The following is a 12,376-nucleotide window of genomic DNA, read 5'->3' as shown; positions in this document are numbered from 1 at the left end:
CGACGGAAAAGGCGAGACGGGTTTGTTACGGAGGGTTGCCGGCCGGCAGCGGCGGGGTGCGGGTATGCGCCAGCGCCATTTGACAATGGCGAGCCGCGGGTGCGGACAGGCGCTCCGCGACGTGGCACGCGGGCCGTGCGAATTTGACATTCGGCGGCACGCGGCCGCAAAGCGGGATTAACGGTGCGTTACAAACTGACACGCGGCAGGCAGCCGAGGCGCCGCCTGCCGCGTGGCGAACCGCACGCCGGCCGTCGGGCCGGCGGCTGCCAAGGATGCGTTACAGATAGAACATCCGGTCTTCTTCCGGCCGCGGCGGATGACCGTCGTCGTCCGAGCCTTCTTCCTCGCCGCTGTCCTCGTAGAACGCGAGCACCGCGTCGAGCACCTGGTCGGGATCGTCGATCACCTGCATCAGATCCATGTCGTCCGGATTGATCAGGCCCATCGGGATCAGCTGGTCGCGGAACCACTGCAGCAGCCCCTTCCAGAACTCGCTGCCGACCAGAATGATCGGCACGAGGCGCGACTTCTTCGTCTGGATCAGCGTGAGCACTTCGGACAGTTCGTCGAGCGTGCCGAAGCCGCCCGGCATCACGATCACCGCATCCGAGTTCTTCACGAACGTGACCTTGCGCGTGAAGAAGTGGCGGAAGCGCAGCGAGATGTCCTGGTAGTGGTTGCCGGCCTGCTCGTGCGGTAACTCGATGTTCAGCCCGACCGACGGCGCCTTGCCGGCGTGCGCGCCCTTGTTCGCGGCTTCCATGATGCCGGGGCCGCCGCCGGAGATCACGGCGAAGCCGGCGTCGGACAGCTTGCGCGCGATCTGCACCGCGAGCTTGTAGTGCGGCGTGTCGGGTTTGAGGCGGGCAGAACCGTAGATGCTGACAGCCGGGCGGATCTCCGACAGGTACTCGGTCGCCTCGATAAACTCTGCCATAATCGTGAACATCTGCCACGATGCGCGCGCCTTCTTGGCCGTCGCGCGTTCTTGATCTGCGAGCGAACGCAGACTCGGAATCACTTTTCTCTTGTTCATAATGCCTGAAGAACGAAATCTGGAAGGTAAGACCCTGCTATTGGTTGACGGTTCGAGCTATCTGTATCGGGCTTACCATGCGATGCCTGATTTGCGTGGCCCTGGCGGGGAGCCGACCGGAGCGCTCTACGGAATCATCAACATGCTGCGCCGTATGCGCAAGGAAGTCAGTGCAGAGTATAGCGCTTGCGTGTTCGATGCAAAGGGCAAGACGTTCCGTGACGACCTTTATGCCGACTATAAGGCAAACCGTCCGTCGATGCCGCCCGATCTTGCATTGCAGGTCGAGCCGATCCACGGCGCGGTGCGCGCGCTCGGCTGGCCGCTGCTGATGGTCGAAGGCGTCGAGGCCGACGACGTGATCGGCACGCTCGCGCGCGAAGCCGAGCGGCACGGGATGAACGTGATCGTGTCGACCGGCGACAAGGATCTCGCGCAGCTCGTGACCGACCGCGTCACGCTCGTCAACACGATGACCAACGAAACGCTCGACCGCGACGGCGTGATCGCGAAGTTCGGCGTGCCGCCCGAGCGCATCATCGACTACCTCGCACTGATCGGCGATACCGTCGACAACGTGCCCGGTGTCGAGAAGTGCGGGCCGAAGACGGCCGTGAAATGGCTCGCGCAATACGACAGCCTCGACGGCGTCATCGAGCACGCGGGCGAGATCAAGGGCGTGGTCGGCGACAACCTGCGCCGCGCGCTCGATTTCCTGCCGCTCGGCCGCAAGCTCGTGACCGTCGAGACGGCCTGCGATCTCGCGCCGCATCTCGAGTCGATCGAAGCGTCGCTGAAGAGCGACGGCGAAGCGCGCGACATGATGCGCGACATCTTCGCGCGCTACGGCTTCAAGACCTGGCTGCGCGAAGTCGACAGCGCGCCGGCGGAAGGCGGCGGCGCCGATGCGCCGGAAGGCGAGCCGGCACCGGTGGTGGCGGCCGACATCGTGCGCGAATACGACACGATCCAGACCTGGGAGCAGTTCGACGCCTGGTTCGCGAAGATCAACGACGCGAAGCTGACCGCGTTCGACACCGAGACGACCGCGCTCGACCCGATGCTCGCGCGCCTCGTCGGCCTGTCGTTCTCGGTCGAGCCGGGCAAGGCCGCGTATCTGCCGGTCGCGCACCGCGGCCCCGACATGCCCGAGCAACTGCCGATCGACGAGGTGCTCGCGCGCCTGAAGCCGTGGCTCGAATCGGCCGACCGCAAGAAGGTCGGCCAGCACCTGAAGTACGACGCGCAGGTGCTCGCGAACTACGACATCGAACTGAACGGCATCGAGCACGACACGCTGCTCGAATCGTACGTCGTCGAATCGCACCGCACGCACGACATGGACAGCCTCGCGCTGCGTCATCTGGGCGTCAAGACGATCAAGTACGAAGACGTCGCGGGCAAGGGGGCGAAGCAGATCGGCTTCGACGAAGTGGCGCTTGCGCAAGCCGCCGAATACGCGGCCGAAGATGCGGACATCACGCTGCAGCTTCATCACGTGCTGTATCCGCAGGTCGCGCGCGAACCGGGCCTCGAGCGCGTGTATCGCGAGATCGAGATGCCGGTCTCGCGCGTGCTGCGCAAGATGGAGCGCACGGGCGTGCTGATCGACGATGCGCGGCTGCATGCGCAGAGCACCGAAATCGCGACGCGCCTGATCGAGCTCGAAGCGCAGGCGTACGAGCTGGCGGGCGGCGAATTCAATCTCGGCTCGCCGAAGCAGATCGGGCAGATCTTCTTCGAGAAGCTGCAGTTGCCCGTCGTGAAGAAGACGCCGAGCGGTGCGCCGTCGACCGACGAAGAGGTGCTGCAGAAGCTGGCGGAGGACTACCCGCTGCCGAAGCTGCTGCTCGAGCATCGCGGGCTGTCGAAGCTGAAGTCGACCTATACCGACAAGCTGCCGCGCATGGTGAACCCTTCGACGGGGCGCGTGCACACGAACTATGCGCAGGCCGTCGCGGTGACGGGCCGCCTCGCATCGAACGACCCGAATCTTCAGAACATTCCGGTGCGCACGGCCGAAGGCCGGCGCATCCGCGAGGCGTTCATCGCGTCGCCGGGTCACCGGATCGTGTCGGCCGACTATTCGCAGATCGAACTGCGGATCATGGCGCATATCTCCGGCGACGCGTCGCTGCTGCGCGCGTTCTCGCAGGGCGAGGACATCCACCGCGCGACGGCCGCCGAGGTGTTCGGCGTGACGCCGCTGGAGGTCAATTCCGACCAGCGCCGGATCGCGAAGGTGATCAACTTCGGGCTCATCTACGGGATGAGCGCGTTCGGCCTCGCGTCGAACCTCGGCATCACGCGTGACGCGGCGAAGCTCTATATCGACCGTTATTTCGCCCGCTACCCGGGCGTCGCGCAGTACATGGAGGACACGCGCTCGCTGGCGAAGGAGAAGGGCTACGTCGAAACCGTTTTCGGCCGCCGCCTGTGGCTGCCGGAAATCAACGGCGGCAACGGCCCGCGCCGCCAGGCGGCCGAGCGCGCGGCCATCAACGCGCCGATGCAGGGCACGGCCGCCGACCTGATCAAGCTGTCGATGATCGCGGTGGACGACTGGCTCACGCGCGACAAGCTCGCGTCGCGCATGATCATGCAGGTGCACGATGAACTGGTGCTCGAGGTGCCCGACGACGAGCTGTCGCTGGTGCGCGAGAAACTGCCGGAAATGATGTGCGGCGTCGCGAAGCTGAAGGTGCCGCTCGTCGCCGAGGTCGGTGCCGGCGCGAACTGGGAAGAGGCACACTGACGCACCCCCGTGCGGTTCGCGTTTCCCGCGGCATATTGTTGCAGGGATGCTGAATATCGGGATGGTTTGCTTGTGGTCAACGCGCAAGCTCCCGGACAATGCATGTCAGTCATGTCATTGACGCGGGGCCGCGCGCCCCGCGTTCCGGGTCGGTCGCATCGAAGTGCTTCGAACTGCACAACGATGGTGTCCGAACCGGTTAATCCACCGGGCGGCGTGAATGCATCGCATTGGCTTTGCCCGGCGGCAGCAGTTTCGAATCGCAAAGGGGGAATCAGATGCATCGGATCATCATCGTAGGCGGAGGCGCGGGCGGCCTGGAACTGGCGACGCGGCTCGGCGACCGTTACGGCGCGCGCGGCAATCGTCCCGCGCGTGCGCTTGTCACGCTCGTCGACCGCAATCCGACCCACATCTGGAAACCGCTGCTGCACGAGGTTGCGGCCGGCAGCATGGACCCGTTCACGCAGGAACTCGAATACGCGGCGCAGGCGCGCTGGCACGGCTTCGAGTTTCAGCAGGGCGAGCTGACCGGGCTCGACCGCACGGCGAAGCGCGTCACGTTGTCGCCCCTCAACGACAGCGACGGCGCGGAACTGCTGCCGGCGCGCGAGCTGGAATACGACACGCTCGTGATCGCGATCGGCAGTACGACCCACTTCTTCGGCGTGCAGGGCGCACCGGAAAACGCGATCGCGCTCGATACGGTCGGGGAGGCCGAGCGCTTCCGCAAGCGGCTGATCGCCGCGTGCATGCGCGCCGAACACCAGGCGCCTGCGCCGACCGCCCCGGGCGAAACGGCCGAGCCGCGCATCCAGGTCGTGATCGTCGGCGGCGGCGCGACGGGCGTCGAGTTGTCCGCGGAACTGCGCAACACGGCGCAGGTGCTGTCCGTGTACGGGCTGCACAAGCTCGATCCGCGCCACGACGTCGGCATCGTGTTGATCGAATCGGGGCCGCGGATCCTGCCGGCATTGCAGGAGCGCGTGTCGACCGCGACGGCCGAACTGCTCGAGAAGCTGGGCGTGCGATTGATGCTCGGCGAGCGCGTGACCGAGGTCGCGCCGGGGTTCGTGCATACCGCGAGCGGCAAGGCGGTGCGTGCGGACCTGACGGTCTGGGCGGCCGGCATCAAGGCGCCGTCGGTGCTGTCGCATCTCGACGGCCTGCAGGTCAACAAGCTCGGCCAGCTCGACGTGCGCCGCACGCTGCAGACCTTCACCGACGACAACGTGTTCGCGCTCGGCGACTGCGCGGCGTGCGTGTGGCCCGGCAACGAACGCAACGTGCCGCCGCGCGCGCAGGCTGCGCACCAGCAGGCGAGCTTCCTGCTGAAGGCGATCGGCTGCCGGCTCGAAGGGCGTCCGCTGCCCGAGTTCACGTACAAGGATTTCGGCTCGCTCGTGTCGCTCGGCCACTTCAGCGCGGTCGGCAACCTGATGGGCGGGCTGATCGGCGGCAACATGCTGATCGAAGGGCTGTTCGCGCGCTTCATGTACATGTCGCTGTACCGGCTGCACATCGCGGCGCTGCACGGCTATCCGCGGATGATCCTCGACACGGTCGCGCACTGGCTGCGGCGCACGACGCTGCCGCGCGTCAAGCTGCACTGATCGCGCGTTCGCGCGGGGGCGGGCGGGTAGCGTGCGCGTCGCGCAGGTTCCCCGCCCGTTGTTTTTGCAGGAGGCGACGGCATCGCCCGCGGGATTTTCTTTTCAATCGGCAAGCATCCGGCGAGTCGCGACGGCCGGCAGGCGACGGGCCGGGCGATGATCCGACAGGCCACCAGCGGGCTTGTGCGTGGGGATCGAGGCGGTCGACGCAACACGTCGTAATCGAGTCTTACACATCTGACAGTTGACGCGACAACGGATTATTGGGCATCTTGTCCGGGTTTCCGTCCGCGGCGGGGGTGCCCACCGCCGCGACGTCCGCGCCGTGCGCCGGCGCGATGCCCCGTCATACGCATCCGGAATCGTGACGGCGGCGCCCAATCGAGGAGTGCATTCATGTTGAAACCCGAAGTCGACAGCCTGGTCCCCCACGTTCCGTTCTCGCGCCGCAAGTTCATGCAGGCCGCGCTGGGCGGCACCTTCGCGGCGGCCGTGCTGCCCGTTTCGGCGCAGACGGTCACGACCGACAGCGCCGGGCTGGACGTCGACACCGTCGAGATCCGCTCGGGCGACGCGAGCGTGCCGGCTTATCGCGCGCAACCGGCCGACAAGACGAACCTGCCAGTCGTGATCGTGATCCACGAGATCTTCGGCGTGCACGCGCATATCGCCGACGTCTGCCGCCGTTTCGCGAAGCTCGGTTATCTTGCGATCGCGCCCGACCTGTTCGCGCGGCAGGGCAATGCGGCGAAGTATCCGACGATGAAGGAGCTGTACGACCACATCATCAGCAAGGTGCCGGACCGCCAGGTCACCGAGGATCTCGATGCGACGGTGGCGTGGGCCGGCAAGAACGGCGGCGACCTGACGCGTCTCGGCGTGACGGGCTTCTGCTGGGGCGGGCGCCAGGCGTGGCTGTATGCCGAGCACGATCCGCACGTGCGCGCGGCCGTTGCATGGTATGGCTTCGTCGAGGGCAAGACCGACGAGATGACGCCGTTCAACCCGGTCGATCATGCGTCGTCGCTGAAGGTGCCGGTACTCGGTCTGTACGGCGAGAAGGATACGAACATCACGCAAGCGTCGCTCGCGGACATGCGCAAGGCGATCCAGGCGAGCGACTCGAAGCTCGCGCGCGAATCGGAGATCGTCGTGTATCCGGATGCCGGTCACGCGTTCTTCGCCGACTACCGGCCGAGCTACGTCAAGGGTGATGCCGAGGACGGCTGGAAGCGCGCGATCGCGTGGTTCCACAAGTACGGCGTGATGTAAACGAGCAGCGGCGGCCCATGCCGCCGCTTCGTCACTGCTGCGTGACGCCGGTGCTTACGGCGTCGGGCCGGTGGCGATCGGCCGCGACGGATCGGCGCTCCATTCGCTCCACGAGCCCGGGTACAGCGATGCGCCGTGCAGCCCCGCCACCTCCATCGCCAGCGCGTTGTGGCACGCGGTCACGCCGGAGCCGCATTGCAGGATCACGCGGTTCGGCTCGGTGCCGGCCAGTACGGTCGAGAACGCTTCGCGCAATTCATGGCCGGTCTTGAAGCGGCCGTCGGCATTCAGGTTGTCCTTGAAGAAGCGGTTGCGCGCGCCGGGGATGTGGCCGCCGACACGATCGATCGTTTCGTTTTCGCCGCGGTAGCGGTCCGGTGCGCGCGCATCGATCACGATGCGCGTGGGCGACGTCACGTTCGCGAGCACGGCTGCCGCGTCGACCGTCGATTCGAGCGGCGCTGCCGCGCGGAAATCGCCGGCGGCCGGTTGCGGCACGTCGGCCGTCAGCGGCTGGCCCGCTGCTTCCCAGGCCTGCAGGCCGCCGTCGAGCACGGCGACCGAATCGTGGCCGAGCCAGCGTAGCAGCCACCACAGGCGCGCCGCATACGCGCCGCCTTGCGCGTCGTATGCGACTACCTGCTGGCCTTGCTTGACGCCGCGGCTGGCGAGCAGCGTGGCGAATGCGTCGCGGGTCGGCAGCGGATGGCGGCCGTTGGTGCCGGTCTTGCGGCCCGACAGGTCGCGGTCGAGATGAAGGTAGTGTGCGCCGGGGAGGTGGCCGGCCGCATAGGCCGCTTCGCCTGCGCCGGGATCGGCGAGATCGAAGCGGCAGTCGAACAGGACGACGCTGCCGGGCGCCGCGGCCAGGCGCTCGGCGAGGTTGGCGGCGGAGATGAGCGTGGTGTAATGAGTGTGTGGCATGACGACTCCCTGGAGTGCAATTGGCCTGACACTCCAAGTCTAAACAAAAAAAGACGGGCCGAAGCCCGTCTTTTCGTCTGCCGGATACCATGCGGCGTCAAGGCGCCGCACCGGCCGTCAGAGGTCGCCGAGGTGGCGGCGCAGGAATTCGTGGAAGTGCTGCATGCCGTCTTCCATCGGGCTCTGGTACGGGCCGACCTGCGACTCGCCGCGTGCCATCAGCGCACGGCGGCCTGCGTCCATCCGCATGGCGATCTCGTCGTCCTCGACGGCCGTTTCCATATAGGCGGCGCGCTCGGCCTCGACGAATTCGCGTTCGAACAGCGCGATTTCCTCGGGGTAATAGAACTCGACGATGTTGGTCGTCTTCTGCGGGCCGCGCGGGATCAGCCACGACACGACGAGCACGTGCGGGTACCACTCGATCATCAGGCCCGGGTAGTAGACCATCCAGATCGCGCCGAACTCCGGCGGCACGCCGTTGCGGAACTTCAGCACCTGCTCGTGCCATTTCTGGTAAGTCGCGCTGCCCGGTTTCGCGAGCGCGTTGTGCACGCCGACCGTCTGCACGCTGTACCAGTCGCCGAACTCCCACTTGAGGTCGTCGCACGACACGAAGCTGCCGAGACCCGGGTGGAACGGGACGACGTGGTAATCCTCGAGGTAGACCTCGATGAACGTCTTCCAGTTGTAATCGCACTCGTGCACTTCGACGTGATCGAAGTGGTACTCGGAGAAGTCGAAGTGATGCTTGGTGCCGAGGTGGGCAAGATCGCGCGCGACGTTGCGGCCTTCGGCCTCGAACAGCAGCCCCTGCCAGTTTTGCAGCGGGCTCTTGCCGAGGTTCAGGCACGGCTTGTCGGGGAAGTGCGGTGCGCCGAGCAACTCGCCTTCCAGGTCGTACGTCCAGCGGTGCAGCGGGCACACGATGTTCTGCGTGTGGCCGCGCCCGTTGAGCATGATCGCCTGACGGTGGCGGCAGACGTTCGACAGCAGTTCGATCTGGTTCGTCTGGTTGCGGACCAGCACGCGGCCTTCCTGCTCGGACGGCAGCGCGAAATAATCCCCCGCCTCGGGCACCATCAATTCGTGCCCGACGTAACGAGGTCCTTTCTTGAAGAGGGTTTCGATCTCGCGCTCGAGTAGCGCCTCATCGAAATATGCAGTGACTGGAAGCTGGCTGTGGGCCGACTTCAACTGAAGCGCATCGCTCAGATTGGACATTCCCACTCCCGGTGTTAGCGTGAAAGCAGTGAACAACCCAACCATCGAAAAATCGATTTAGGGAAACGGAGAATTATACCCGGTTCGCCTCGCAAGGCTAGGATTAAGTGCCTGATTTGTGTCAATTTTTTGTCGGGCGACCCGCGGGAGGCGCACAATGTGCGTCGGAGATGGGGCCGGAATATGTACCGGGGTGCCCACGACGGCAGGTCGGAAAATTCTCTTTTGCCGTAGAATGTCCGACTTGTTTTGAAATTTGACACCTCGTCCATGGCGAAAACCGCATCCCCAGGCGCCACGCCGCCCGGCAATGGCACCGAACCGTTGCCGGACAATTACGAGATGGCGCTCGCGGAACTCGAGACGCTGGTTGCCCGGATGGAAGGCGGCGCGTTGAGCCTCGAGGATTCACTGACGGCATACCGCCGCGGTGCGGCCCTCGTTGCGTTTTGCCAACAGCAGCTCGAGAAAGTGGAGCAGCAGGTTCGCGTGCTCGACGGCGCGACGCTGAAGCCGCTTTCGTCCGGAACGGCCGCCACGGACGGCGAAGACGACGATCTATGACATTCGAACAATGGATGCGGTCCGTGCTTGACCGTGTCGAGAACGCACTCGGCCACTATCTGCCCGCCGATACCGCGATGCCCGCGAAACTTCACGAGGCGATGCGCTACGCGGTCCTCGGTGGCGGCAAGCGGGTTCGTCCGCTGCTGTGCCATGCAGCAGGCGAACTGACCGGCGCGACGGAAGCGGCACGCAATGCGGCGGCGGCGGCGCTGGAGATGATCCACGTCTATTCGCTCGTGCACGACGACATGCCGTGCATGGACGACGATGCGTTGCGCCGCGGCAAGCCGACCGTGCACGTGCAGTACGACGAGCCGACGGCCCTGCTGGTCGGCGACGCGCTGCAGTCGCAGGCGTTCGTCGCGCTGACCGACGCCGAGGCGCTGTCGCCGGTGCAGCAGGCCGCGCTCGTGCGTGAACTGGCGCTTGCGAGCGGCTCGATCGGCATGGCGGGCGGGCAGGCGATCGACCTGGCGAGCGTCGGCCTCAAGCTGACGCGCGAACAGCTCGAAACGATGCACCGGATGAAGACCGGCGCACTGCTGCGCGCGGCCGTGCGGATGGGCGCGCTGGCCGGCGAGACGCCGTCGGCGGAAACGATGGCCGCGCTCGACGTCTATGCGGGGGCCGTGGGTCTGGCCTTCCAGGTCGTCGACGACATTCTCGACGTCACGACCGATTCGGCGACGCTCGGCAAGACGGCCGGCAAGGACGCGGCGAACGACAAGCCGACCTACGTATCGATCCTCGGCCTCGAGGCGTCGCGCGAGCTGGCAGCGCAGCTGCGCGCCGAAGCGCACGACGCGCTGAAACCGTTCGGCGCACGCGCACAGCGTCTCGCCGAACTTGCCGACCTGGTAGTGAACCGGGTCAGCTGACGCGAAAGCCCGCCGCCGCGCACACGCTACGGTGCGTGCAATAGAATGCGGGCGCGTTTGATTTCCTACAATGGAACGACGATGTACGACTTGCTGAAAACCATCGACGACCCGGCGGATTTGCGCCGCCTCGATCGTCGCCAACTGCAACCGCTCGCGGATGAACTGCGTGCGTTCGTGCTCGACAGCGTGTCGAAGACGGGCGGCCATTTGTCGTCCAACCTCGGGACGGTCGAGCTGACGATCGCGTTGCACTACGTGTTCAACACGCCGAACGATCGCATCGTCTGGGACGTGGGCCACCAGACCTACCCGCACAAGATCCTGACGGGCCGCCGCGACCAGATGCATTCGCTGCGTCAGCAGGACGGCATCTCGGGCTTCCCGCGTCGCAGCGAATCCGAATACGACACGTTCGGCACCGCGCACTCGAGCACGTCGATCTCGGCCGCGCTGGGCATGGCGATCGGCAGCCAGCTGAACGGCGACGACCGCTTCTCGATCGCCGTGATCGGCGACGGCGCGATGACGGCCGGCATGGCGTTCGAGGCGATGAACAACGCGGGCGTGTCGGAAGACGCGAAGGTGCTCGTGATCCTGAACGACAACGACATGTCGATCTCGCCGCCGGTCGGCGCGCTGAATCGTCATCTCGCCCGCCTGATGTCGGGCCGCTTCTATGCGGCCGCGCGTGCCGGCGTCGAGCGCGTGCTGAGCGTGGCGCCGCCGGTGCTCGAACTCGCGCGCAAGCTCGAGGAGCACGCGAAGGGCATGGTCGTGCCGGCCACGCTGTTCGAGGAGTTCGGCTTCAACTACATCGGCCCGATCGACGGTCACGATCTCGATTCGCTGATCCCGACGCTGCAGAACATCCGCGAACTGCGCGGCCCGCAGTTCCTGCACGTGGTGACGAAGAAAGGCCAGGGCTACAAGCTCGCCGAAGCCGATCCCGTGCTCTATCACGGTCCCGGCAAGTTCAACCCGGCCGAAGGCATCAAGCCGTCGGCCACGCCCGCGAAGAAGACCTACACGCAGGTGTTCGGCGAATGGCTGTGCGATGAAGCCGAGCGCGATACGCGCGTCGTCGGCATCACGCCCGCGATGCGCGAAGGCTCGGGCATGGTCGAGTTCGAGAAGCGTTTCAAGGATCGCTACTACGACGTCGGCATCGCCGAGCAGCACGCGGTGACGTTCGCGGGCGGCCTCGCAACCGAAGGGCTGAAGCCGGTCGTCGCGATCTATTCGACGTTCCTGCAACGGGCATACGACCAGCTGATTCACGACGTCGCGCTGCAGAACCTGCCGGTCGTGTTCGCGATCGACCGCGCGGGCCTCGTCGGCGCGGACGGCGCGACGCACGCGGGTGCGTACGATCTCGCGTTCATGCGCTGCATCCCGAACATGACGATCATGGCGGCATCCGACGAGAACGAATGCCGCCAGATGCTGCACACGGCGCTGCAGCAGCCGAACCCGACCGCGGTGCGTTATCCGCGCGGCGCGGGCACCGGGGTGGCGACGGTGAAGGAATTCACCGAGATCCCGGTCGGCAAGGGCGAAGTGCGTCGCCGCACGTCGCAGCCGGAAGGCAAGCGCGTCGCGATCCTCGCATTCGGCACGATGGTCGCACCGTCGCTGGCGGCGGGCGAGGAGCTCGACGCAACGGTCGCGAACATGCGCTTCGTGAAGCCGGTCGACGCGGCGCTCGTGCGCGAGCTCGCCGAAACGCACGACTACCTCGTCACGGTCGAGGAAGGTTGCGTGATGGGTGGCGCGGGCTCGGCCTGCGTGGAAGCCCTGATGGAGAGTGGGGTTATCCGACCCGTACTACAATTGGGCCTCCCTGACCTGTTCATCGATCACGGCGATCCCGCGAAGCTGCTGTCGCAATGCGGCCTCGACGGCGCGGGCATCGCGAAATCGATTCGCGAACGCTTTCTGAGCCCGGCGGCCGATGTCGCCGGTCAGGCGAAGCGCGTCGCATAAGCTGGCGCCGCCCGTGGGCGGTGCCGGTGCGACTGGCGCAACCGGTCTTCATTGATGCGGAAAACATGGGCCTGCGGGCCCATGTTGCTTTTCCGGCTGCCGCATGACGCGGCGTGCG

At 66.1% G+C, this 12,376-nt stretch carries 9 protein-coding genes; 6 read left to right on the top strand and 3 right to left on the bottom strand.

The window, feature by feature from the left end; translation table 11 throughout:
• Window positions 1-280 precede the first annotated feature (280 nt).
• Window positions 281-1,039, bottom strand: coding sequence for an LOG family protein (locus AC0KUR_RS01870; RefSeq protein WP_034185732.1), 759 nt, complete (start codon window positions 1,037-1,039; stop codon window positions 281-283).
• Window position 1,040: 1 nt separating this feature from the next.
• Between AC0KUR_RS01870 and polA the strand changes: the two genes are divergently transcribed.
• From polA to AC0KUR_RS01855, 3 genes are all read left to right on the top strand, one after another.
• Window positions 1,041-3,794, top strand: coding sequence for a DNA polymerase I (gene polA, locus AC0KUR_RS01865; protein WP_069705002.1), 2,754 nt, complete (start codon window positions 1,041-1,043; stop codon window positions 3,792-3,794).
• Between the two features lie 278 nt (window positions 3,795-4,072).
• Window positions 4,073-5,407, top strand: coding sequence for an NAD(P)/FAD-dependent oxidoreductase (locus AC0KUR_RS01860; protein WP_049036581.1), 1,335 nt, complete (start codon window positions 4,073-4,075; stop codon window positions 5,405-5,407).
• A 396-nt stretch (window positions 5,408-5,803) separates the two neighbouring features.
• Window positions 5,804-6,679: a dienelactone hydrolase family protein gene (locus AC0KUR_RS01855; RefSeq protein ID WP_034185735.1), complete on the top strand. Its 876-nt coding sequence runs from the start codon at window positions 5,804-5,806 to the stop codon at window positions 6,677-6,679.
• 54 nt (window positions 6,680-6,733) lie between these two features.
• Here the strand turns inward: AC0KUR_RS01855 and AC0KUR_RS01850 are convergent, their stop codons facing one another.
• A complete protein-coding gene (locus tag AC0KUR_RS01850; RefSeq protein ID WP_059558411.1) occupies window positions 6,734-7,603 on the bottom strand; it encodes a sulfurtransferase in 870 nt (289 codons plus the stop codon).
• Between the two features lie 117 nt (window positions 7,604-7,720).
• The gene (locus tag AC0KUR_RS01845) at window positions 7,721-8,827 is read right to left on the bottom strand and encodes an aromatic ring-hydroxylating oxygenase subunit alpha (protein ID WP_473375266.1); all 1,107 of its coding nucleotides are present in this window, start codon (window positions 8,825-8,827) and stop codon (window positions 7,721-7,723) included.
• Between the two features lie 270 nt (window positions 8,828-9,097).
• Between AC0KUR_RS01845 and AC0KUR_RS01840 the strand changes: the two genes are divergently transcribed.
• From AC0KUR_RS01840 to dxs, 3 genes are all read left to right on the top strand, one after another.
• Window positions 9,098-9,391, top strand: coding sequence for an exodeoxyribonuclease VII small subunit (locus AC0KUR_RS01840; protein WP_034185738.1), 294 nt, complete (start codon window positions 9,098-9,100; stop codon window positions 9,389-9,391).
• On the top strand, window positions 9,388-10,272 hold the full coding sequence (locus AC0KUR_RS01835) for a polyprenyl synthetase family protein (protein ID WP_034185739.1): 885 nt from the start codon (window positions 9,388-9,390) through the stop codon (window positions 10,270-10,272). Before AC0KUR_RS01840 ends, AC0KUR_RS01835 begins: the two co-directional genes overlap by 4 nt.
• A gap of 81 nt (window positions 10,273-10,353) precedes the next feature.
• Entirely contained in the window at window positions 10,354-12,258 is a 1,905-nt protein-coding gene (dxs, locus tag AC0KUR_RS01830; protein ID WP_473375265.1) for a 1-deoxy-D-xylulose-5-phosphate synthase, read from the top strand.
• The last annotated feature ends 118 nt before the right edge of the window (window positions 12,259-12,376 follow it).

The sequence above is a fragment of the Burkholderia sp. YHN3-13 genome (genome assembly GCF_055810675.1).
Note: the sequence above shows the minus strand (reverse complement) of the source record. Positions and strands in the feature narration are given on the sequence as shown.

Coding starts and splice junctions, on each gene's coding strand:
- polA (WP_069705002.1), top strand. CDS start 1,041: ATGCCTGAAGAACGAAATCTGGAAGGTAAGACCCTGCTATTGGTTGAC.
- AC0KUR_RS01855 (WP_034185735.1), top strand. CDS start 5,804: ATGTTGAAACCCGAAGTCGACAGCCTGGTCCCCCACGTTCCGTTCTCG.
- AC0KUR_RS01870 (WP_034185732.1), bottom strand. CDS start 1,039: ATGAACAAGAGAAAAGTGATTCCGAGTCTGCGTTCGCTCGCAGATCAA.
- AC0KUR_RS01860 (WP_049036581.1), top strand. CDS start 4,073: ATGCATCGGATCATCATCGTAGGCGGAGGCGCGGGCGGCCTGGAACTG.
- AC0KUR_RS01835 (WP_034185739.1), top strand. CDS start 9,388: ATGACATTCGAACAATGGATGCGGTCCGTGCTTGACCGTGTCGAGAAC.
- AC0KUR_RS01850 (WP_059558411.1), bottom strand. CDS start 7,603: ATGCCACACACTCATTACACCACGCTCATCTCCGCCGCCAACCTCGCC.
- AC0KUR_RS01840 (WP_034185738.1), top strand. CDS start 9,098: ATGGCGAAAACCGCATCCCCAGGCGCCACGCCGCCCGGCAATGGCACC.
- dxs (WP_473375265.1), top strand. CDS start 10,354: ATGTACGACTTGCTGAAAACCATCGACGACCCGGCGGATTTGCGCCGC.
- AC0KUR_RS01845 (WP_473375266.1), bottom strand. CDS start 8,827: ATGTCCAATCTGAGCGATGCGCTTCAGTTGAAGTCGGCCCACAGCCAG.